The 24,120-nt window shown below is 39.1% G+C and carries 15 protein-coding genes and 9 tRNA genes; 21 read left to right on the forward strand and 3 right to left on the reverse strand.

Features of this window, described 5'->3' with window-relative positions; translation table 11 throughout:
• Positions 1–12: 12 nt before the first annotated feature.
• The gene (locus tag LOS73_RS10350; protein ID WP_457934933.1) at positions 13–636 is read right to left on the reverse strand and encodes an arylesterase; all 624 of its coding nucleotides are present in this window, start codon (positions 634–636) and stop codon (positions 13–15) included.
• Between LOS73_RS10350 and LOS73_RS10355 the strand changes: the two genes are divergently transcribed.
• The 21 genes from LOS73_RS10355 to LOS73_RS10455 all read left to right on the forward strand — a co-directional run bounded on the left by LOS73_RS10355 (position 637) and on the right by LOS73_RS10455 (position 14,805).
• On the forward strand, positions 637–1,350 hold the full coding sequence (locus LOS73_RS10355; RefSeq protein WP_457934957.1) for an ABC transporter ATP-binding protein: 714 nt from the start codon (positions 637–639) through the stop codon (positions 1,348–1,350). It abuts the gene before it with no gap.
• Entirely contained in the window at positions 1,340–3,841 is a 2,502-nt protein-coding gene (locus LOS73_RS10360; protein WP_457934934.1) for an ABC transporter permease, read from the forward strand. Before LOS73_RS10355 ends, LOS73_RS10360 begins: the two co-directional genes overlap by 11 nt.
• A gap of 129 nt (positions 3,842–3,970) precedes the next feature.
• Complete coding sequence (gene ruvC, locus LOS73_RS10365) at positions 3,971–4,495, forward strand: crossover junction endodeoxyribonuclease RuvC (protein ID WP_007378888.1); 525 nt, start codon at positions 3,971–3,973, stop codon at positions 4,493–4,495.
• A 2-nt stretch (positions 4,496–4,497) separates the two neighbouring features.
• Entirely contained in the window at positions 4,498–5,115 is a 618-nt protein-coding gene (ruvA, locus tag LOS73_RS10370) for a Holliday junction branch migration protein RuvA (RefSeq protein WP_002960647.1), read from the forward strand.
• 7 nt (positions 5,116–5,122) lie between these two features.
• Complete coding sequence (gene ruvB, locus LOS73_RS10375; protein WP_007378887.1) at positions 5,123–6,133, forward strand: Holliday junction branch migration DNA helicase RuvB; 1,011 nt, start codon at positions 5,123–5,125, stop codon at positions 6,131–6,133.
• A 1,144-nt stretch (positions 6,134–7,277) separates the two neighbouring features.
• Positions 7,278–7,982, forward strand: a complete 705-nt coding sequence (gene tolQ, locus LOS73_RS10380; protein WP_007378886.1) for a protein TolQ — start codon at positions 7,278–7,280, stop codon at positions 7,980–7,982.
• Positions 7,969–8,400 carry a protein TolR gene (tolR, locus tag LOS73_RS10385; RefSeq protein ID WP_007378885.1) on the forward strand — a complete coding sequence of 144 codons (432 nt, stop codon included), beginning with the start codon at positions 7,969–7,971 and terminating at the stop codon, positions 8,398–8,400. The genes tolQ and tolR overlap by 14 nt, the downstream gene beginning before the upstream one ends.
• A 4-nt stretch (positions 8,401–8,404) precedes the next feature.
• Positions 8,405–9,331: a cell envelope integrity protein TolA gene (gene tolA / locus LOS73_RS10390; protein ID WP_033031002.1), complete on the forward strand. Its 927-nt coding sequence runs from the start codon at positions 8,405–8,407 to the stop codon at positions 9,329–9,331.
• A gap of 9 nt (positions 9,332–9,340) precedes the next feature.
• Complete coding sequence (gene tolB, locus LOS73_RS10395) at positions 9,341–10,699, forward strand: Tol-Pal system beta propeller repeat protein TolB (RefSeq protein ID WP_007378883.1); 1,359 nt, start codon at positions 9,341–9,343, stop codon at positions 10,697–10,699.
• A gap of 34 nt (positions 10,700–10,733) precedes the next feature.
• Positions 10,734–11,276, forward strand: a complete 543-nt coding sequence (gene pal, locus LOS73_RS10400; RefSeq protein ID WP_007378882.1) for a peptidoglycan-associated lipoprotein Pal — start codon at positions 10,734–10,736, stop codon at positions 11,274–11,276.
• A 13-nt stretch (positions 11,277–11,289) separates the two neighbouring features.
• Positions 11,290–12,039, forward strand: a complete 750-nt coding sequence (gene ybgF / locus LOS73_RS10405) for a tol-pal system protein YbgF (protein ID WP_457934935.1) — start codon at positions 11,290–11,292, stop codon at positions 12,037–12,039.
• A gap of 171 nt (positions 12,040–12,210) precedes the next feature.
• Positions 12,211–12,286 (forward strand) — tRNA-Lys (locus LOS73_RS10410).
• 60 nt (positions 12,287–12,346) lie between these two features.
• A tRNA-Lys gene (locus LOS73_RS10415) sits at positions 12,347–12,422 on the forward strand.
• Positions 12,423–12,486: 64 nt separating this feature from the next.
• Positions 12,487–12,562: transfer RNA gene (locus tag LOS73_RS10420), tRNA-Lys, on the forward strand.
• Between the two features lie 77 nt (positions 12,563–12,639).
• A tRNA-Lys gene (locus tag LOS73_RS10425) sits at positions 12,640–12,715 on the forward strand.
• Between the two features lie 83 nt (positions 12,716–12,798).
• Positions 12,799–12,874 (forward strand) — tRNA-Lys (locus LOS73_RS10430).
• Between the two features lie 24 nt (positions 12,875–12,898).
• Positions 12,899–12,974 (forward strand) — tRNA-Lys (locus tag LOS73_RS10435).
• 83 nt (positions 12,975–13,057) lie between these two features.
• Positions 13,058–13,133: transfer RNA gene (locus tag LOS73_RS10440), tRNA-Lys, on the forward strand.
• Positions 13,134–13,196: 63 nt separating this feature from the next.
• Positions 13,197–13,272 (forward strand) — tRNA-Lys (locus tag LOS73_RS10445).
• Positions 13,273–13,413: 141 nt separating this feature from the next.
• Positions 13,414–14,454 carry a quinolinate synthase NadA gene (nadA, locus tag LOS73_RS10450; protein WP_007379081.1) on the forward strand — a complete coding sequence of 347 codons (1,041 nt, stop codon included), beginning with the start codon at positions 13,414–13,416 and terminating at the stop codon, positions 14,452–14,454.
• Positions 14,455–14,715: 261 nt separating this feature from the next.
• Positions 14,716–14,805, forward strand: a tRNA-Ser gene (locus LOS73_RS10455).
• 140 nt (positions 14,806–14,945) lie between these two features.
• On the opposite strand, the gene LOS73_RS10460 is transcribed toward LOS73_RS10455, so the two are convergent.
• Positions 14,946–17,627 (reverse strand): CHASE domain-containing protein, encoded by a 2,682-nt coding sequence (locus LOS73_RS10460; RefSeq protein WP_457934936.1) that lies wholly within the window; start codon positions 17,625–17,627, stop codon positions 14,946–14,948.
• Between the two features lie 300 nt (positions 17,628–17,927).
• Positions 17,928–24,107 carry a pectinesterase family protein gene (locus LOS73_RS10465; protein WP_457934937.1) on the reverse strand — a complete coding sequence of 2,060 codons (6,180 nt, stop codon included), beginning with the start codon at positions 24,105–24,107 and terminating at the stop codon, positions 17,928–17,930.
• Positions 24,108–24,120 lie beyond the last annotated feature (13 nt).

The raw sequence follows: 24,120 nt of genomic DNA on the forward strand, positions 1-24,120 counted from the left end.
TGTACTAATTGGCTAGTCTTTATTTAACCACTTTTTGATCGAGTCATACATCTCATCGCGTATTAATAGCTGAGCTTTTTTGTTAGGGTGTAAACTATCGTTTTGCATTAATTCAGGTTGGCCGGCAATGTTTAGCATAAAAAAGTTCATTAAATGCGCATTTGTCTCTTCGCTAACGCGCGAAAAAGTGTCAGTAAACATTTTACTGTAACGCGGGCCGTAATTAGGGGGAATGTAAACCTCCATTAAGGCGGTCATCGCATTAGCTGCTTGGCTTTTTTGAATAAGAGACGTTAAGTTAGTTTGCATTTTTTTAACTGGGAAACCACGTAAACCGTCATTAGCACCTAGCTCAATAAGTACATGAGTGGGTTCGTATTGCTCAAGCAATGCATCTAAACGGCGTAGGGCTCCACCAGATGTTTCGCCACTAATACTGGCGTTGATAAGTTCAATGTCGGCGTGTTCGTCATCGTATTTATCTTGTAACAATTTTACCCAGCCTTCTTCTTGTTGAAGTCCGTAGGCTGCGCTTAAACTGTCACCGAGTATTAAAATCGTGTTGTCGGCTGCTGCGCTCAGCGGTTTGATAACTAAAAATAAAATGAATACTAAACGAAGGATTGAATGAGTCATATGTCAGCGCTTTCTCAATTAAATATAATTCAGGTTAATGGTTTATCTAAAATAGTCTCTACCTTTGAAGGTGAGCTGCCCATCCTCAGCGACATCAGCTTTAATGTCAAGCATGGTGAGTCTGTTGCTATAGTTGGCACGTCAGGCTCTGGTAAATCTACGTTACTCAGTTTATTAGCAGGGCTGGATACCGCCAGCAGCGGAGAGGTGTTTTTAGATGGTGAGCCATTACACAATTTAGATGAAGAAGAGCGTGCTGCACTGCGCGCGGCTAAAATTGGATTTGTGTTTCAATCGTTCATGTTAGTACAAAGCTTAACGGCGCTTGAAAACGTTATGCTGCCAGCAGAGCTTGCTGGCGAAAGTGATGCAAAAGAGCAAGCAATTGCTTTGCTTGAAAAAGTAGGCTTGAGCCATCGAATTGATCATTACCCGTCGCAACTCTCTGGCGGTGAACAGCAACGTGTTGCTATTGCGCGAGCATTTATTGGTACACCTAAAATACTATTTGCTGATGAGCCTTCGGCTAACTTAGACAGCAAAAACGGTAAAATGATTGAATCCTTATTATTTGATTTAAATACTCAACATGGCACTACGCTTATTTTAGTTACTCACGATGAAGGGCTTGCACAAAAATGTGAGCATATTATTCAAATAGAAGCGGGTTTACTGGTAAAAAGCCAAGTAGAGGACGTTGCCGATGTGGGTTAAGTTAGCGCTTAAGTTATTTTCGCGAGAATTTCGCCGTGGTGAGCTAACAGTTATAAGCGCAGCTATCGCTCTTGCTGTGTTAACCGTGCTTACATTGTCGATGGTTACTGAGCGAATAGGGCAAAGTATTGCGCAAAAAAGCAGTGCTTTTATTGCAGCAGACCGTGTACTTGCCAGCGATCATGTTCTGGACACCGCTTTTATTACTCAAGCACAGAGCCAAAATTTAAAAACAGCGCAAATGGTGTATTTCGACACTATGTTGTTTGCCGATGATGAAATGCAGTTTAGCTCAGTAAAAGCGGCATCTAATGCGTACCCGCTAAAAGGGCAGTTAAAAGTTAAAGATACCCTAACCGGTGAAACTAAAGTTGCTAATAGCGGACCAACGCCGGGTAATGTGTGGCTAAGTGAATCGGTATTTTACAGTTTAAATATTGATATAGGCGCGCAAGTAGAGCTTGGCGCTGCATTATTTAATGTTTCAAAAGTTATTGTAGAAGAGCCAGACGCGCCATTTAATGTATTTTCAAGCAGCCGTCGTGTGCTTATTAATATTGACGATGTGGCAAAAACCGAAGTTGTGCAGCCAGGTAGTCGTGTTTATTACCGCCAACTTTATGCAGGTAGTGAGGCCGACATAAATAGCTTTTACGAGTGGCTTAAACCACAAATGAAAGAAAACCAACAATGGTATGGCGTTAAAGACCGCCAATCACCCATTTCAAACAGTTTAAACCGCGCAGAGAGCTTTTTATTACTTGCCGGCCTATTAGGTATTATTTTGGCTGCAGTGGCTATAGCTGTTTCAGCAAAACGTTATTGTGAACGCCAATACGACCCAGTAGCGATGATGAAAACGCTCGGCGGTAGCCGCTCAATGATCCGCAAAATATACATGCTGCATTTATTGCTTGTATGTGCAATGGCGGTAAGTATAGGGCTGTTAATTGGTTATGGTTTGCAAGAAATAGCAACAAGTTACTTATCAAAAAGTATGGGCACAGAGTTACCCTTAGGTGGCTTTAAACCTTGGCTGGTGGCTATAAGCACCGGCGTAATTTGTGCTGTTATGTTTTCTATTAAACCATTATTTGATTTATTTGATATTCCGCCGCTTAGAGTACTGCGCCGTAACTTAGGTGACAAGTTGGTAGTAAGTCGTGTGCATTTAGGTATGAGTGCGCTAACCGTGTTTTTATTAATGTGGTTATTTAGTAACAACATAAAAATAACGCTTATTTTGTTTATATCAACACTTGCGCTAATTGGTGTGCTGTTTTTAGTATCTAAATTAATATTTGGTGGTGGTCGAAAACTAGGATTAAAGCCAGGTAATAGTTGGTCGCTTGCAATTGCGTCTATTCAAAAGCGTGCAAATGTGAACGCGGTACAGTTAATTAGTTTTTCGTTAGCGATTAAATTACTGCTGTTTTTGGTGGTACTTAAAAACGACATGATATCTGATTGGCAGTCGCAACTTCCAAGCGACGCGCCTAATGCGTTTTTGGTTAATATTACGCAAAATGAGCTTGAGCCAATTAATGAGTATTTAGCTCAAAAAGATATTCAGGTCTCAGAGTTTTATCCAACTATTCGTGGGCGCGTAAATGCGGTAAACGGCGAGTTGGTAGCACGTTCTGTATCGCTGCAAGACAACGAGAAAAAAGACGAAGAAGCACGTGCAGGTATTGGTCGTGAGCTAAATCTAACATGGCTTAAAGATGTGCCTGACCAAAATGAAGTAACACAAGGCACGTGGTTTGGTGAAAATGCGATGGCTGAAGCTTCAGTAGAGGAGTCGATGCTTGAGCGTTTAGATGTTGAGATAGGCGATACGCTTACATTTTTAATTGGTTCGCAGTCGTTCGACGCTAAAATCACTAGTGTGCGCAAAGTAAATTGGGCCACGCTTAAACCTAACTTTTTTATTATTTTAAGCCCAGATGTACTTGCAGATTTTCCCGCAACGTATATTTCGTCGGTACGTATAAACCCAGATCAAAAACGTGACTTTAGCGAGTTGCTACGTACTTACCCTACTATTACAGCCATTGATATTGATAACTTTGTTAAGCAAATACAAACAACTATTTCGCAAGTCTCTCTCGCAATTGGTTTTGTACTTGCAATTGTAGTGCTGTGTGGCGCGCTTGTACTTATATCGCAAGTTCAAGCTAGTTTAGGTGAGCGTATGCAAGAAATTGTAATACTCAGAACGCTTGGCGCTAAAAGCCGATTAATTAAAAACGCGACCTTGTATGAGTTTTTATTACTAGGTGGCTTAGCTGGTTTAGTTGCCGCATTTTTTAGCGATATAGCGCTTTTGATTGTGCAGCAACAAATGTTTGACCTAGCAGGTAAGTTGCATCCGCATATATGGGTTATTGGGCCGGTAGCTGGTGGCGTATTTGTGGCAGGTTTAGGTTATTTAATGATTGCCCGAACACTTAAACAAAACACCCAAGGATTAGTGCGTGCCCTAGGGTAAGCTAAACTAACATGCTCCTGTAAATGCCCACCTAGTTTGTGGGCATTTTTGTTTTTCTTTGTACTGGTAATTTATACAGTGCTCTGGCATTATTAGCGTAATTTAAAAATAATAACAATGGAGCGCTGTTTGGCCATTATTTTAGGGATCGATCCTGGTTCACGTTTGACCGGATATGGTGTTGTTGCCCATCAAGGTTCTAAATTTACATACTTAGGCAGTGGCTGTATTAAGTTAGCGGATCATCCTTTTCCGATTAGGCTTAAAATGATCTACCAAGGCATTACACAGCTTATTGAGCAGTTTTCGCCAGAAACCTTTGCCATTGAAAAAGTATTTATGGCGCACAACCCCGATTCAGCTTTAAAGCTAGGCCAAGCTAGAGGCGCTGCGATTGTTGGCGCTGCAATGGCCGACTTACCCGTATTTGAATACTCAGCTAGGCAAATTAAGCAAGCAGTAGTAGGTAACGGTGGCGCAGATAAAACACAAGTGCAACACATGGTAAAAAATATTTTAAAACTACCCGGTACGCCACAGGCCGATGCAGCTGATGCACTCGCTATTGCGATTTGCCACGCCCACTCAGAACAAAATTTAATTAAACTAGCGGGCAGCGCAAGCAAAACCGTTAGAGGACGTTTAAGGAAATAATTATGATAGGCCGCTTAAATGGTATTTTAGTTGAAAAACAGCCACCAGAAATATTACTCGAAGTAAGTGGTGTAGGTTACGAAGTACAAATGCCAATGACCTGTTTTTACGATTTACCAAAAATTGGTGAAAATGCGATTGTTTATACGCACTTTGTAGTGCGTGAAGATGCTCAACTATTATTTGGTTTTAATAATAAAGTTGAACGTGCCTTGTTTAGAGAGCTATTAAAAGCAAATGGCGTAGGGCCAAAGCTTGGCTTAGCTATTTTATCGGGCATGTCGGCAAAACAATTTGTAAGTTGTGTAAATAACGAAGACTCAACATCGCTTGTTAAATTACCCGGTGTAGGTAAAAAAACAGCGGAGCGTTTAGTACTCGAAATGAAAGACAGACTAAAAGATTGGGGTAATGATTTATTTACGCCATTTAGCGACAGCGCAGTAATAGAGCCAATGAGCGATGCGACAATTGCTAATAATGCAGCGGATGATGCCGTATCGGCACTGCTTGCATTAGGTTATAAATTGCCACAAGCTCAAAAAGCCGTAAAATCGATAAGTAAACCCGATATGTCTACTGAGGTTCTTATTAGAGAATCTTTAAAATCTATGTTGTGAGTAACCCATGATTGAAGCGGATCGCTTAATTGATGCGACTGAAAAAACAAATGAAGACTCTATAGATCGTGCAATAAGACCAAAACTTTTAGCCGACTACAGAGGCCAGCCTCATGTTAAGCAGCAAATGGAAATTTTTATTGAAGCTGCCCGAACCCGTGGTGAAGCGCTCGATCATTTATTAATATTTGGCCCACCTGGGCTTGGTAAAACCACGCTTGCAAATATTGTAGCCAACGAATTACACGTAAGCATTAAAACAACATCAGGCCCTGTACTTGAAAAAGCAGGCGATTTAGCTGCGTTACTGACTAATTTAGAAGAAGGCGACGTTCTGTTTATAGATGAAATACACAGGCTAAGCCCGCAAGTTGAAGAAATACTGTATCCCGCAATGGAAGACTACCAGCTTGATATAATGATTGGTGAAGGCCCAGCTGCGCGTTCTATTAAATTAGACTTACCTGCATTTACACTTATTGGTGCAACCACACGAGCAGGCTCACTTACATCGCCACTGCGTGACCGTTTTGGAATTGTGCAGCGATTAGAGTTTTATTCTGTAGAAGATTTATCGCACATAGTAGGACGTTCAGCACATTACCTTGATTTAGAAATGTGTGATGATGGCGCTACCGAAATCGCGCAGCGCTCGCGGGGTACACCACGTATTGCAAACCGCTTATTGCGCCGTGTACGCGATTACACTCAAGTAAAATCTGACGGCACAGTAAACGCCGATGTAGCTAAGCAAGCCCTTGATATGATTGACGTAGATAAAAGTGGTTTTGATTATATGGACCGTAAATATTTACTCGCTATAATTGAAAAATTTATGGGCGGCCCAGTAGGGCTCGACAATGTAGCGGCTGCTATTGGCGAAGAGCGCGAAACAATAGAAGATGTGATAGAACCATTTTTGATCCAACAAGGATTTATTCAGCGCACACCTCGCGGGCGAATAGTCTCTGACAGTGCATACCATCACTTTGGATTAATGCCAAAAAAGACGACTTAATCTAAATTTCAATTAATCACTTGCGCTTGCATAAGTAAATGTACAGCAAGCGCGTATACCTAATTTTATAATGTTACCCACCATATTTTCACATAGTTACTCTAAACCAAGTTATTACAATTTTACCCACTATATAATCAGTTAACGCTTAATTCACAGAGCGTTAAGACTTGCGTGGCTATGCTGCGGGCTATTAGATAGATAGAGTATATTGCATAGCCGTTATCGTATTAGGCTGTTACAGTGTTGTTTAGTTTGCAATAATACTTAATCAATTAGAGGGATTAAATCTGACGTTAACCGTGTCAAAAATTTCTGATATACGACTGCATGGATGCAGAGCAATGAGTGATAACAACTAAATAACGAAATTTTTGCCTTGTTATAGATACGATTTTCTTATCTCAAAATAGATCGCTCAATTAAGCAAATTGGTATTAAATGATTTCAATTTTTTTGGCAAAAAAAACCCGCAAAAAATGCGGGTAAACAACAAGTTGAAGGAAGTAATCTTGGGGAACTACATTTTACACAACTAGGTTTTATCCTAAAAATGTAAAACAATGTAATACGATAAAATATCCTATTACTAAGAACTTTGCTTAATGAAGCTATTTCACTCAGTGCCAGCTCGGTATGGGGAGATAATACGCAATATATATTTATTATTCAAACTAGAAAATTTATAATTTCGGATTATAAAAACTAATGCAATGAAATTTCTGGTTGTTTAAAACTTGTTCATTAATGTTTTTTTCTGTTTGTAAGTTAATGAAAATTAGTGATTAAGTTTGAGTTTGCACTGCTTGTCGCTATTAGTTTTACTATTACCTTTAGATTTTGTTTAAGTTTTTTGAGTGTTTATGCAGTGATTTTGAATAAATGAGGCGTTTTATGATGTTTTGCTTGTATATTTAAGCATATCTTGAGCACATTATTAAATAGCGGAAATGGCTTTAAATTCTTTTGCTAGATAATTGCGAAATAAAGGTTATTTCAACGTTTTTTGTTGCTTATTCATAGCAATATCGTTGTCAGTTTGAAATGGACTCGATACACTATGTGCAACTTTTGGCTGCACGAGCGGTCATATTTACACAAATCAATCAATTTGACGTATTTTGATACTATTTAGGAGTTTCACGTGGGATCAGGGCTTAATTTTTTGGATTTAATATTAGAAGCCAGTTTGCTTGTTCAACTAGTAATGTTAGGGCTAGTTGCTATGTCTGTAATGTCATGGGCAATTATTTTTCAGCGTAAAAAAGCAATATCAGATGCGTTAGCAAGTGCTAAAAAGTTTGAACAAAAATTTTGGTCTGGTATTGATTTAAGTAAACTATATAACGAAATTTCATCACGTAACGGTCAATCTGAAGGTATTGAAGCTCTATTTACAGCCGGTTTTAAAGAGTTTGCACGACATAAGAAAAACACCTTTCAAAGTGCGAGTATTGTAATGGAAGGTACACACCGCTCTATGCGCGTGGCACTCTCTCGAGAAATAGAGAAAATAGAGTCAAGCTTATCATTTTTAGCGACAGTGGGTTCAATTAGCCCATATATAGGCTTGTTTGGTACTGTATGGGGCATTATGAATGCTTTTATAGCATTAGGTGAAGTTAAACAAGCTACGTTGCAGATGGTAGCACCTGGTATAGCAGAAGCACTTATTGCCACAGCAATGGGTTTGTTTGCAGCTATTCCTGCTGTTATTGCTTACAACCGTTTTTCTAATAAAGTTGAAAAGCTAGAATCTCACTACATTAATTTTATGGAAGAGTTCGCTAATATTTTACACCGTCAAGCAGCTACACAAATAGAGGCCCAAGCGAATGTATCAGCGTAAGAAGCGCCGTCCGGTCGCAGAAATTAATGTAGTTCCTTACATTGATGTAATGTTGGTGCTACTGATTATATTTATGGCAACAGCGCCACTTATTACACATGGTGTAAAAGTCGACTTGCCTAAAATGACGGAGTCAGATTTAGTTGATACTAAAGATGCGCCACCAATTATTGCTTCGATTGACGCACAAGGTAAATATTACGTTAGTGTAGGGACTGATCCAGAGGCTCCGATGGAGGCGCTTGATGTAGCGGCTGTGATTAAGTTACAGCTAATGAAAAATCCTGATGTACCTGTAATGATAAAGGGATCTGGAAAAGTATCATACCAAGAGGTATTGCTCTTAATGGACTTTTTAAAAAGTGCCGGTGTACCGTCAGTTGGATTAATGACAGAATCCTTCGAAGGGACAAAATAACGGTATGAGTAGTTCATTAATTAAATCAGTAGTTTTGCATGTGGCGCTGGGTGGTTTTTTATATGCATCGGCAAACATTCACCCGCCAGCACCAAAGGTTATGGAAGTAACGCTTAATAAAGCTATACCTGATGTTGATAAAGCGGTGTCAGCTGTGACAGTTGACCAAAAAATGGTTGAGCAGAAAATAGCTGAACTCCAAAAGCAAGAAAAAGACAAAAAAAAGGCAGAAGACAAACGCATCCGTGATTTAGAGCGCAGAGCTGCAAATGCGCGCAAACAGCGCGAGTCAGAAACCCGTCATATTAAGAAATTAGAGCAAGAACGTAAGGCTAAAGAAAAAGAAACAGCCGAGGCGCAAGCACAAGCTAAAAAAGCACGCGCAATAGAACAAAAGGAACGTGCTAAAGCAAAACAAGCCGAAAAACAAAAGCAAGAGTCTGAAAGTGCAGCAAAAGCAGCTGCCGATAAGCGTAAAGCTGAGGAAGAAGCACTTAAAAAAGCTGAAGATGAACGTAAAAAGCGTGATGAAGAGGCTAAAGAACGTGCTAAAAAGGCTGAACAACAGCGTCAACAGGCCCTACAAGAACAAATGTTACAAGAACAACTTGCTAAAGAGCAGGCTGCGCGTAGTAAAATACGTCAACAACAGGTCGTGGGTGAAGTTGATAAATATCGCGCTCTAATTATGGCGCGTATTCAGCAGAACTTACTGATCGACGAGAAAATGAAAAATCAGCAGTGCCGAGTAAATATTCGTTTAGGCTTTAATGGTTTAGTAACACAAGTTAAATCATTAGGCGGCGATAAACTAGTTTGTGAGGCTGCACTTAGGGCTGTTCGTATGGCTGACACATTACCGGTATCTAAAGACAAAGACGTATTCGAACAACTTAAGAATATTAATTTAACAATCAAGCCAGAATTCTAAAGGAATGATATGTTCAACAAAGTAAAAATTGCCTGTTTAGTGCTGTTATTTGGTTTTCAGGGCATTGCTAACGCAGCCCTTGAAATTGTAATAACAGAAGGTGTAGATGGTGCAAGACCTATTGCAATTGTGCCGTTTAAATACAATGGTGTTGGTCCAATTCCTGAAAAAATAAGTGATGTTATTGCTGCAGATCTCATGCGTAGTGGTAAGTTTAAGCCTGTAGATGTTATGCAAATGCCGCAACAACCAAACAAAGATGCTGACATTGATTATGCATCTTGGGTTAATAAAGGTGTTGAAGCGATACTTGTTGGCGAGGTTGAGCAACAGACTGATGGACGTTATTTAGTACGTTATGAGTTAGTCGATGTTATTCGTGGTCAAATCACGGGTGGTGAAACGCAAATGATGAGTAATGGTAAGTTACTTAAAAGCCAAGATCATATTTTAGAAGCACGAGATAGTGTTATTGGCATAAGTGGTTTCCGTCGTTATTCACATCGTATTAGTGATGTCATTTATGAGAAATTAACGGGTGAGAAAGGTGCTTTTTTAACCAAGATTGCGTACGTAATTGTACGAGATGGTGATGATAAGCCTTATCAGCTTGTTGTATCAGATTATGACGGGTTTAACGAACAGGTGTTACTACGTTCGAAAGAGCCACTAATGTCACCGGCTTGGTCACCTGATGGCACAAAATTAGCGTATGTGACATTTGAGAACCGTCAAAGCCAAATTTATATTCAAGATTTGTATACCGGTAAGCGTGAAGTTATTGCAAGTTATCGCGGTATTAACGGTGCTCCGCAGTTTTCGCCAGATGGTAAAAAGCTTCTTTTAGTGCTTTCTAAAGACAAAACGGGTGCTACAGAAGTTTACTTATTAGACTTGGCAACACGCAAAGAAACACGTCTTACGCGACATCGTAGTATAGATACTGAGCCATCTTGGTATCCAAATGGTCAAGATATAGTGTTTACCTCTGAAAGGGGTGGTAATGCTCAGATTTATAAGTTAAATTTAAAAACTGGTAGGTCACAGCGATTGACCTTTGATGGTGATATGAACCTTGCGGGTTCGATAACACCAGACGGTAAAGAATTAGTGATGGTTAACCGTACCAACGGGCAGTACCATCTTGCTAAGAAAGAGCTTGCTACGGGCGCGTTTCAAGTATTAACGCGAACTCGCCTAGATGAATCACCGAGCATAGCACCAAATGGTTCGATGATTATTTATAGCACGCTTCATAATAATAAACAGGTACTCGCGCTGGTATCAATGGACGGTCGCTTTAAAGCTCGTTTACCTGTGCTTGACGGACAAGTAAAGGCGCCAGCTTGGTCGCCATATTTACAGTAATATTACTGGTTTACTCAAAATAGGAATCTACTTAATGCAACTTAACAAAATACTTAAAGGCCTGCTAATTGCTGTGCCAGTAATGACATTAGCAGCTTGTAGCTCATCTTCGGATATTGATGAAGGTGCTGCAAATCAAACAAATGAAGCTGTTGTTGAGCAATCGACAAATACAGACACAGTTGAAGTGGCTACAATTTCTCCTGAGCAACAAGCAGAAGAGCAACTTCGTCAAAAATACGAAGCACTACGCCAAGAGCAAGTAATCTACTTTGATTTTGATAAAGCGACAGTTGAAGGCAAATACGCTGACTTACTTCGTGCTCATGCTGAATTTTTAGTTCAAAATTCATCAGTTAAAGTACTAATTGAAGGCCACGCAGATGAGCGCGGTACGCCAGAGTACAATATTGCACTAGGTGAGCACCGTGGCCAAGCGGTTGAGAAATACTTACAAAGTTTAGGTGTTTCAGCTAGCCAAATGTCAGTAGTAAGCTACGGTGAAGAGAAGCCAATGGTTAAATCTCGCACTGAATCAGCTTTCGCTAAAAACCGCCGTGCGGTACTCGTTTACTAAGATAAGAGATATTATGAAGCCGAAACTTATTTTGGCAGCCATGATATTGAGCGGGAGCACCCAGTTAATGGCTGCTCCCGCTCCTGTTTCAGAAGCTGCAGGTTCACAATCAAGTATTGAGAAGCGTTTAGCATCATTAGAGAGCATGATGCAGTCGCGTAATTTTTTACAAGTAGAGTTACAGCAACAACTTAATCTATTACAAGATGAAGTAAGTCAAATCCGTGGCGTAACTGAAGAACAAAGCTATAAGCTTGAAAAAGTACTACAGCGTCAACGCGAACTTTATCAAGAAATTGAAAATCGCGTAAGCCAAGCATATGCACAACCTGCTGTAGCGCCTGCAGCTGATTATACGCAACCAAGTGATGCACAGACATACAGTAACGATTTATCTGAAAACGAAGCATACGAGCGTGCTGTAGCGCTTATAATGAAGGATAAGCGTTATGATCAAGCAATTCCTGAGTTTCAAACTTTTTTAACGTCATACCCAAACTCAGTTTATGCATCTAATGCACATTATTGGCTTGGACAATTGCTGACGATTAAAAATACGCCAGTAAAAGCAATAGAGCACTTTAGCGTGGTCGTTAATGAATTTCCTAATTCAAATAAACGACCAGATGCAATGTTAAAGCTAGGAACACTTTTGCAAGAGCAAGGTTTAGCAGAGGAAGCTCTAAAAACTCTGAATGATCTTGTTAATCAGTATCCAAGTACAACTGCTGCAAAATTGGCCACAGATCGCTTATCAAAATAATTGAATCGGCTTGATTAGACTGCTTTTTGTCATAAGCGGTCTAAAATTGGTCAACTAGACATAAAAACTTAAAAAAAGAGACAATTTCGGTTGCACTCATTTTATAAATAAGTATTATAAGCGCCCGCAGCAAACGAATGGTTACCCCACTCGAAATGCGGCAAAAAGAGCGGGTTATTAGCTCAGTTGGTAGAGCAGTTGACTTTTAATCAATTGGTCGATGGTTCAAATCCATCATAACCCACCATTTTTAAAATGGTCTTTTATCGGCGGATTTACGTAGTATTTAAAGTTGTTAAGTTAGAGCGGGTCATTAGCTCAGTTGGTAGAGCAGTTGACTTTTAATCAATTGGTCGATGGTTCAAATCCATCATGACCCACCATTTTATATTTATAAATAATATAATGGTTTAACTTAGACTTTAGTACAGACAATTATATCAGAGCGGGTCATTAGCTCAGTTGGTAGAGCAGTTGACTTTTAATCAATTGGTCGATGGTTCAAATCCATCATGACCCACCATTCTTTATTACATGTAATAAGATTGGTTCAATCGGCGGATTTACGTAAGCTTGTTTATTTTAAATAGGCGCATGAGCGGGTCATTAGCTCAGTTGGTAGAGCAGTTGACTTTTAATCAATTGGTCGATGGTTCAAATCCATCATGACCCACCATTCTTTATTCCTTGTGAATACGGTTTGGTATCAATCGGCGGATTTACGTAAGCTTCATTCATAATTGAATAAGTGCATAGAGCGGGTTATTAGCTCAGTTGGTAGAGCAGTTGACTTTTAATCAATTGGTCGATGGTTCAAATCCATCATAACCCACCATTCTATGAAAATTTATATAAGAGCGGGTCATTAGCTCAGTTGGTAGAGCAGTTGACTTTTAATCAATTGGTCGATGGTTCAAATCCATCATGACCCACCATTCTTTATTCCTTGTGAATACTGTTTGGCATCAGTCGGCGGATTTACGTAAACTTAATTCTTAACTGAATAAGTACATAGAGCGGGTTATTAGCTCAGTTGGTAGAGCAGTTGACTTTTAATCAATTGGTCGATGGTTCAAATCCATCATAACCCACCATTCTATGAAAGTTTTAATCGGCGGATTTACGCAGCTTTTTACAAAGCAGATTTATATTAGAGCGGGTCATTAGCTCAGTTGGTAGAGCAGTTGACTTTTAATCAATTGGTCGATGGTTCAAATCCATCATGACCCACCACTCTCTAATACTTTCCTTTATATTCTTTTTTAAATTCCCACTTTCTTTTTTATAAACAGCCTCGCTAGTTTGCTGTTATTTGCTTTGATATTCTCGTATAATTCGCCCTAATTAATGCACTGTAGATAAGTGGTCGAGAACATGAGTCTAGCTCAAACTATTATGCCTGAAGGTTATATCTTTCCCCCTAAGCCAGCACCGTTAACACAAGACGAGCAAGGCGAATATAAAGCGCGTATAAAGCAATTACTAAAAGATAAAAATGCAGTACTTGTTGCCCATTATTATACCGATCCTGAAATTCAAGCACTTGCTGAAGAAACTGGCGGCTGCGTTGCCGATTCGCTAGAAATGGCACGTTTTGGCGCACGTCACGATGCAGATATGATTATCGTCGCGGGCGTAAAATTTATGGGCGAAACAGCTAAAATATTAACACCTAATAAAACGGTTGTTATGCCAACGCTTGAAGCAACATGTTCGTTAGATATTGGTTGCCCGATAGACGATTTCTCTGCGTTTTGTGATGAGCACCCAGATCGTAAAGTTGTTGTATATGCAAATACCTCTACTGCGGTCAAAGCGCGTGCCGATTGGATTGTAACGTCATCGTGTGCACTTGAAATTGTAGAGCACCTAGATGAGCAAGGCGAAAAAATCATTTGGGGACCAGATAAGCACCTTGGTAGTTATATTCAAAAAAATACCGGTGCTGATATGCTTATGTGGAATGGTGCATGTATTGTACATGACGAATTTAAAACTAAAGCTTTAAAAGATATGAAGGCGCTACACCCAGATGCAGGCGTATTAGTTCATCCAGAATCGCCAGCAGAGATTGTTGCACTTGCCGATGCTGTAGGATCAACGAGCCAACTCATAAAAGCTGCGCAAACAATGCCCAACAATAAATTTATTGTTGCAACCGATCGCGGTATTTTTTATAAAATGCAGCAACTATGCCCAGATAAAGAGTTTTTCGCGGCTCCAACGGCAGGTGAGGGCGCTTCATGTAAAAGTTGCGCTCATTGCCCTTGGATGGCAATGAATGGCTTAAAAGCGATTGAGGAAGCCCTAATTGACCCGAAAGGCAAAGAAGTATTTGTTGATATGGATTTACGCGAAGGCGCACTTAAGTCACTTAATCGCATGCTTGAATTTACCGCGAGTATGGCTAAGTAACCTGAGCTCTGGCTAGAGAAAATAAATTTAAATATCATCATATTCAATACGTAGTTAATCTCTTAATCAGAGTTCAGGTTAAGTCATTTTAAAGTTTAAATTAAAAACGGTTAAATCTTGAATTTAGCCGTTTTTTATACTTAAACGTAAGTTATTGCTTGATAAGTAAGCACTTGAAGGTTGATATTTAAAAATGCCTTGCACCTTGTGGGCCTATTTCATACTATAGCGTGCCGTTGCATTATACAATTGCAACACTGTGGAGGGATGGCTGAGTGGCTGAAGGCGCACGCCTGGAAAGTGTGTTTAGGTTTATCCCTAACGAGGGTTCGAATCCCTCTCCCTCCACCATTATTCTTAAGGCCCAGTTATTAATTTAACTGGGCTTTTTAATGTAAAGTAAACTCTGCTCAACTATTGTTTAGGCGCGACAAAGTAATTTGGAGTATATTGTTAATTCAATCTACTTAAACTTGATTTGTTGAGGCATATCAAATGTTTTCCTCTGTATTATTCATATGTAGTGCTTTTATTAATTCTTGTTTTTCAATAGGCTTAGAAATATAGCCATCAAAAAGTTGTTTATACAATTCTTTTTGTTCAGTAAAAACATTGGCCGTTAGGGCTATAATGACTTGTTTACTATTTATTTTTTTTATTTTTTTACAGGCCTCAAAACCATCCATTTTCGGCATCTGAATATCCATAAGAATAATGTCAGGTAACAACGATTCATATAATGCAATTGCTTCAAGCCCATTATTAGCTATTACAATATTGGCTTTAGTCGGCTCTAACATTGCAGTTGCAACCAGTTGATTAATTTTGTTGTCTTCTGCGATTAAAATTGTTTTGTTTGATAAATCAGGAAATTCTAAATACTTTGTATTTAGATCTATTGCTTTTATATTTGCTTTCTTCAGTGGTAAATAAACACAAAATTGGCTTCCAGAGTTTAATGTGCTGGTCACTTTAATTTCACCTTTCATGAGGCTAATTAACGATTTTGTTATTGGTAAGCCAAGCCCTGTTCCACCATATTCTCTGGTAGTAGACGTTTCTGCTTGCTCAAAGCGTTCAAATAATCGATCAATTGCATTTTGTGATATACCAATGCCTGTATCTGAAACAATGCCGTATATTTTATTATCGTCAGTTAACTTAAACTCAACGGTTACACCACCTTCGTGGGTGAATTTAATGGCATTAGAGATTAAGTTAATGAAAATCTGTCTCAGCCTAACCGGATCACCTATCCAATAGTTGTGATCAATATTAGATATGAAACGTAAGTAAATGCCTTTCTCATTAGCAAAAAGTGCGAGATCCGACTCTAAATGGTTTATCAACTCATTCAGTTCAAAGTGCATGCTTTCTAATGATAATTTACCGGCTTCGATTTTAGAAAAGTCGAGAATATCGTTGATGATGGTTGTTAATGCTCTTGTTGAGTATAATGATTTTTTTAAATATTCTTGTGATTTTTCATTATGTGGCTGCTCTTGTAGTAGTTGCAAAGTACCTAAAATACCATTCATTGGAGTACGAATTTCGTGACTCATATTTGCTAAAAACTCTGATTTAGCCTTAGAGCTTTGCTCTGCTAATTCTTTTGCTTGTGCAAGTGCTTCTTCATGTTTTATTTGCTGTGTTAAATCAAATGCGATACCTAAAAAACCAACTACTTGACCTCTATTATTAAGCAATGAGGTAATGCTTAAATTAATTTGGATATGCTTACCGTTAGAATCTATGTATGTCCATTGGTTTATATCAGGTTCGGTGGGGGTTGCTTTAACGACAAATACTTCAAAGCCAGGTTTAACAGGTTTGTTTAATTCTTTTGTTAATTGCTGCGCTTTTTTAACTACTTCATCTTCTACATGAAAAATACTCGGGTTTTTAATACCAATAATTTCGCTGGCTTTGTAGCCAAGTAGTTTCTCTGCAGCAGGATTAAATTCAGTAATTAAGCCGTCTTTGTCTGTAGCAATAATAGAGTAACTCGCACTGTCTAAAATACTGCGTTGTAAAGTACTTATATCGGCTATTTGTTGGGTGCGTAACTTTACTTCAATTTCTAGTTTTGAATTTGCTTGTTCAAGTATTTGTTCGTGCTTTTTAGCGGCTTCTACTTTGAGTTTTATTCTTTGTGACCTGCGATAAAAAAATAGCTGTAGAGCGAATATAAAAAACATTGAGAAGACGGTTAAAAAGACTCCATCAACGAGTGCTTGATATTTATTAGCTAAATGGAGGTTGGCGATAAAAGAGTGAGAACCATACAGTGTTACTTTCCAGCTTCGTCCCATAATATTGATAGTATTAGAAGTTTGAAACGCGGTGTTATTATTCTTATAACCGTAATTAAAAAAGGTAAATTCAGTACTGTTATTTAAATCACTGATGCTTAAACTATTTTCGTCTACTTGAGAAAGTGACTCTAAAATATTGTTAATTAATAAAGGGGCATAAGCCCAACCTACCAATTTGTCTAGGCGATGTTGTGTATTTTTTGGCACGATATTTTTTTGATATACAGGGAGTAAAATCAAAAAACCTTGCTGTGGTTTTTTGTCAGCCTGTACTAAGGTAATTGGCGCCGATAATTGGGTGCTATTGTTTATTGCTGAGTTGAGTGCTGCTTGTCGGCGTATGTTCTCAGAGCCAATATCAAGACCAAGTGCTTTTGAATTATTTTTTTCAGGAAAAATATACTGAATAATAAAATGCTCATCGTTGTCGTCTTTGAGTGACTTTAAACTAAAGGTATTATCGGGCCGCTCGTTTTTAGCGTGTTCTAAAAATTGAGCTAAATGCGCTGGTGATACTCTTTTAATAAAACCTATACCATCTGCACCAGGGAATTCTAAAGCATAATTTCGGCTATTTGAGTAGTTTTGCATCGCTTGATAATTTAAATTATCAATGCCAATACCGTGTATAAATCCTTTTAAGCCGAATAGCCCATATTGATATAAATTAACCCTATTGATGATACCTGTGGATAATGAGGAAAGTCGGTTGTTTAGAGCCGTTGAAATAACAGCATTACGTTCGCGTTGATATTGAATATGCTGAGAATAAGTGAAAGTAGCACCTATAATGAGGATAATAATTTGGATGATTACTTGTAGTAAAAGCCCATTATTAATCCTGCTTTTTGCAAGCATTCATTCGTCCTTTTATATGTACTTATATAAGCGTTTAGTATCTTATGCTCGGACTAAATATAGCACTTATTTTGAATGTTACAACTTAGGCTTTTTTTGTAATTTATATAATGGACAATACCTTATAGAGTTGTATCGACTTGAATTCGAGGTAATATGTTAATCTTAAGTTGTTACTTATTGTGTTATTTGAGCTGGACTTATGTGTAATAAGAAATAACTAAAAATGTAGTTTTATATTAAAGATATAAAAATGAAAGCCCCATAGAATCAACATAAAGGGCTTTTTACTTGGGAAGGTTACTGAATTGTTAGTTCATCTATCGTAATAGTTGCCTCACTCTCTGTACGGATAGTTATAAAAGAGGTTGGTGTGGCAACAAAACCATCAACAGTATAGGTTTGCCCCAGTACTAGCTCTTCCAGCTTTATAGAGTAAAACTTAGAACTACCGTTATGTATTGAATTAGCACTTCCTGAGGTATTGTTGTCTACGTATATCTGAAAGCTTTTAGCTGTATTACCGCTTACAGCATCCACCTTGAACGTTACTTGGTAGTTATTTGATAGGTCTAATAATCCGCTTGTTTGCGTATCGTCACCCGTGGTGTTAATGGTCGGTGTTGTATTTGCAATACTAATACGTGTACCGGTCATGGTTAGTTTTCCGTTACTTACCTGAACACTGCCTGTAACACGGTGAAATAGGGGGGTGTTGCTCCCTGCAAGGCCTGATAAGTCACGGTAACGATTACTGAAAAATTCATCAGCGTTGTTTGCAGAAAAATTTTCAGTAAATGGTAGCCCTAACGGCTCTTGAATCGGCGGCTCTGTAGGCTCTTCAATCGCTGGGATATCTAAATCACTTTGATCTATTTTACCAATACCTGCATGCGCAATAACATGATCTTTAATAGCCATAACAGGGGTTAGTGTGTACTCATAAGGCACTTGGTAGCTACTTGTTGGTGTAATTCCATTTTCGGTTACTTCACCCGCTACGTCACCGTCTGGTACTTCACCCCAGGTAACGGTATCACTGAGGTAGTTACCCGATGTATTCCAATAGCCAATAGTATCTGAATAAAACGAGATCACTGGGTTTTTGGTGTTTTCAAAGTAGTTACCTTCTACTTGAAGCTCCGCCCCCATACGTGAATTTATGGCACTAGAGGTAATGTTGTTGTAGTAGTTATTAAATACATGGCCGCGACCGAATCTAAATAAGGGTACTCGCGATACAATATTTTCAAATCGGTTATGGTGAAAAGTAATAAAGCGATTTTTGTTGGTACTGGTGTCATCATCACTATGACCGTGTAATGAGGTTTTCCAGCTATCGTGTAAGTAGTTATAAGAAATTGTGATGTTTTGCGCGCCAGATTTAGAATCAATTAGGCCATCATAAAAATCTTGATCTGAGTCTAGCGATGAATATAACTCATTGTGGTCAATCCAGATATTAGAGGTACTTCCGTTTTCATCACCTTCAATTGAAATACCATCCTTACCACCGGTAAGCACTTGATTAATTTTTAAATTTTGAATTATGATATTATTCGCTCTGCGAATTTCGATGCCAATACCATCCAAATGACCACGATCTGCTACGCCCACAATAGACACATTATCCATATCTTTTATCTGAATTGATAAGCCATCACCGCCACTGTTCGCATCAGTAATAACACCATCAACATAAATGATAATAGGTGTACTGGTTGCTTTTGCTTCACTTAATGCTGCTTTTAATGATGAGCCATTATCTACAGTTACCACAGTGCCATTAGTACCACCGGTCACATCAAAGTTATAACCAGCAAATCCTAAATTCACGTTAACAGGTATTACTTTTACAGGTTCGTCAGGTAACACTGGCACTGGTAAAGGGGTTGGGGTCCACCCTGCGCCATCGCCATAACTTGCAAAAATACTATCACGTTCAAGCAGTTGAGCTACTTCACTTGTTTGTAAAATATAACCACCATTACGGGTGCTTAAATCTAGTGCGTTACCTTGCATATCCATGCTGCCGTATTCACGCCAGCCGCTTGTTACTGAAGGTGCTTCTGGATTTGGAGCTGGTTGATTTTCAACACCTTGAACAGCCCAGCCAACAGTTGCAATGTGGGTATCAAACTTGTTATTGATAAGGGTTACATTATCAAAGTATGAAGAGCTACCACTACTGCGGGCAAGATATGTTGAATTGTCTAGTACGCCATTACCAATAGGGCCAGGACCATTGGTAAACTCATTGTTTAAGAAAATAAAGCCAGGATCGGTTTCTACCGGTACACGCGCTTGTAAAACGTAGCCACCTTTGGTGTCTTGGGTTGGATCACCATTTTTAGAATCACCTAGGGTACGTATTTCGCTATTTTCAAATAACGAAGTAACTGGGTATCCCCATATGAAGTCTACGTTACCGGCAACTAGCGTGTTGTAAAACCAAGTATAGCCTTTTAGTAGTAGGGTATCTTGCTCACTAATAAAGTTTGCGTTGTTGGCAACTAAACGATATTGGCTATTGAAATAAATAGTTTCAGCTTGATTTGATACGCTGTTACTACGAATGTGCGTGTTTTTTAACGTTAGATTGTTAATAACCAGCATATCTGTGCCTTCAACCAAAAATACACTACGGCCACCGTTTGGAGTACCACTGCCAAGTGCTGCGCTACCACCTGAACCGCTATTAAGTGTTTCGTAGTTTTCGTACTGAATAATAGTGTTGTTTTGGCTTTCACCTTGTAGCGTTATATTATTTTTATTGCGCAGAAATAGCAGCTCATTGTAAGTCCCGTCTTTTATTGAAACCGTTGTTTGCTCATCTTTATCAAGATGCTGCATTGCAAAATTAAGTGCGCCTTGCACGGTTCTAAAGTCAGCAACGTCATTATCGTCAACGAGTAGCTCATTTCCTGCTGGGATATTTACTTTGGTTGTAAATGTCCACTGACTGTTATTGCCAAGTCCAGCGAAATCCATGTCATTTAATTTAGCACCAGTAACAACGTCGTCACCGATAACTACACGATAAGTTTGGCCGTACTCAAGCACACTGTTGCGAGGCTTAATGATTAATGTATTGTCCTCTAAGCTAATAGGGAAGTAATTTACAGCACGTATGCGATCTTGCCCAGGGTAACCAATTACATCGATGTTCTTACCTACTTTTAGGGTATCAACTAAAGTGTCATCACTTTGTTTATAAATCCTAACTTCGCCAAGACTACCTAAGGTTGGTGTTACACCGGTAGTATCAAAATCAATTGAAATTAACGTATCAACAAATTGATTGTCTGCTGATTTTTCAGGCATTAGCTTACCGCTTAGGTCACCATAATCGGTGCTTGGCATCACAAAGCCTTCGACAACATTTACTTCAATCGTTCTGATTATTGTTTCATCAGAACCTGATACAAACTTAATCGTTGCTTCACCAGCACTGAGCGGGCTTAACATAACTACATCGCCTGAGACATCAGCAGACACTACGTCTTTGTTACTCGATGTAACGCTGAAGGTATCGGGTGTAACACCATCGTCTTTAATTGCTGTCACATTAATTATGAGCGGATCAGTTGTTGTACTGGCATCCCATGCAGGATCTTTATAATCAAGGGTTAATTGAATTGGCTTAATACTTGGATCGCCGACTTTAACGTTATCAAGTTCAAATGAGCGGTTGTTAGTAAACAAACCAATTAGGCCACGAGCGCTATACGTGCTGTCGCTAATTGTGCCCATTTTTTCACCATTCAGGTATGCGGTAAGTTCTGAGTCTATCATTTCAAAGCGGGTGGTATACCAAACGCCATCAGTTGTACCGCCTTTTTCACCTAATAAGATAGGAGACTTAGCTTGTACAGGTCGAGAAATAGAACCGTCAACAGTCACAGCCACTTCTACTTGTGTGCTACTTGTTGAGTTTTGTACATTTAAGCCACCAGCAAGCCAGTTGCCTTCACTTTCATAACGAGCCATTAAGTAGAGCTGTTTGCTCGCTGTTGTACTGTTTTGACGTGGTCGAATATCAGCTTCAAAAAAGTAGTTACCGGTATCTGGCACATTTTGTAATGCGTCTTCAGTGGCTAAAATGAGTTCACCACCAACACCACCGGCGGTGTAACGCATAACGTTGTTACCACTTAAATCTAAAATATCAAATTCACCCACGGCGCCCGCTGTGTTATCTGGTTTTGCAATAATTTTCCAGTTAGACAAATCGCCTGCTGAAAAGTCATCACAAAAATACAGCTCAGGAGAGCTATTACATTTAAACACGCTCGGATCGTCTAAGTATTCGATACGTAGATTTTTAATAACAACCGTCCCGCCATTTTCAGTACGCAGCTGTAAAAATGAAGTTGCTGTTGCAACTTTACCTTCAACAACTAGCGTAGTGTCAGGTACTAAGGTGTTAATTAATTCATTGTAAAATTTTGAGCTAGAGCCATGAATTGACTTTGAGCTGCTAGAGGTATTGTTATCCACGTAAATTTGGAAGTTATTATCACCATCAGGATCGCTCACACTCACGATATCTATCAAAATTTGATAGGGGCGCGATAAATCAAAGCTACCAGTTGTACTTTGATCTGTTTCGGTCGTCTCTACATTTGGCGTTGTATTACCCATTGTAAAGCGGCCACTATTAATTTCTAAACCGGTATCAATAACAGAAACCGATCCACCTGTCTTTTTAAACATAGGGACGATAGAGCCGTCAGCTGCTGTAATCGCGGAAAAATCAGTTGAAAATAAATCACCTGTTACCGTTGTAAAATCAGTAACAAATGGGAATGGCGTTGTCGTGTCTCCCCCTGTTGGTGGTGTGGTTGGATCAGTAGGCTCTTCAATTTCAGGTACATCTGTGGCAACCGTAATTAACTCTAAATTATCTAACGTAATTGATGCCGCGCTATCAGTTCGAATCTGTAAAAATGAGTTTTTAATCTCTGCATTTAATACGCCTTGCGCGCTTTCGCTGTCCAGATCAGGGCCTGTTACTACGTCTTCACCTGGTTTATAGGTATATGTAAAGCGTTGACCTTGAGGTAAATTTTCAGCTGTAATAGCTTTTGAATAAAATTTAGATGCTTTGCCATGTACTGAGTTGTCTTGGCCAGTCGTATTATTGTCAACATACAATGACAGAGTACCCGCATCATTATGGGCAATAACATCAAAGCTAATTGTAAAGCCTTCACTTAAGTTATAAATACCTTTACCCAATGTGTCACTTGGGCTTGTTTCTTTGCCTGGCAGTGTGTTACCAATACTAAAGCGGTCGCCTTCAAGCACTATATTGCCATTTTCAGCATCAAGTTCTAAGCTACCACCGGTTTTGAAGTAAAGAGCAGCACTGCCAATCTCATCACTTACGCTTTTATAGGTAGACTTAAAGAAGTCTTCAGTGGTGGTGTTAAAATCTTCAATAAGTGCTTTGCTGTTCTGTTCTGCTAAATTGTTGAGGTTTTCAAGCTCAATGGCAGCTTGCTCTTCACTAAATACGATAACGTTATTTTTAGCATCGTCGTTACTATCGCATTTTGCAATCATGTCGCTAAGCGATGCGTCATCAGATTGGTGGCACAAACTATACACACTATCAACCGTATTAAATGAACGTGAAATTAGGTATTGTGTATTTGACTCACCATTAACAGCAGTTGTAAAAGCGAGTACGCGATCACCAAATATAAATTTATAATTGCCGTTGCCAATAATTTCACCATCAGCTGTTCTAGTATATGTGCCCGTGGAGTTAGTATCATCAGCGGGGCTAAAATTAAGTATTTCAATACCGGCAGTACTGCCTTTTACCAAAGGGTTGTATACATCACCGGTAAATAGTGACAAGTTAAATGCATTAGGCTGTGTACTGTTGTATTGCTTATACACAAAATCAACAAAATGTAATATAGCCTGATCAGCATCAATGAGTTCCGTTGTTGGTGTGCCTGCATTTGCTAGCCAAACGTTTACATCTGCCGCAAATTCATCTTCACTACGACTAAAATAATCGGTAATTGTTTGGCCTTCTGATAAGTTGATCGTTGCTGCATCGGCTGTTGTGGCACTAATGGTAATACCGTTACTCACATCGCCATCACTATCAAGTGATTGAAATAATCGCAAGCTGTTTACAACAGCAGGATGAAATACAGTATCGGTTGAAAATAAATTTAAAGGTGACAAGATATTACTTGCCGCAATAGATGGAAACGCAATATCTCCTATTGCAAACGTAATCGCTTCGCCGCGAAAATAGTTAAATTGACCGTTGGCATCGGTTACACCATCAGGTACTGATAAACTTGTGTAACTTAAGCCTGCAACAGGGCTATCTACAAAGGTTCCTTGAATAGCAGGGGCGGGTGCTTCTTTAACGTTAATTGAACTTTCTTCCTGGCATCCCGTTAATATTGTACTGAGTAATAATGTGGTGATTACACTTATTTTTGTTTTCATACATCCCTCCAAG

Source organism: Pseudoalteromonas sp. SCSIO 43210 (assembly GCF_054133285.1).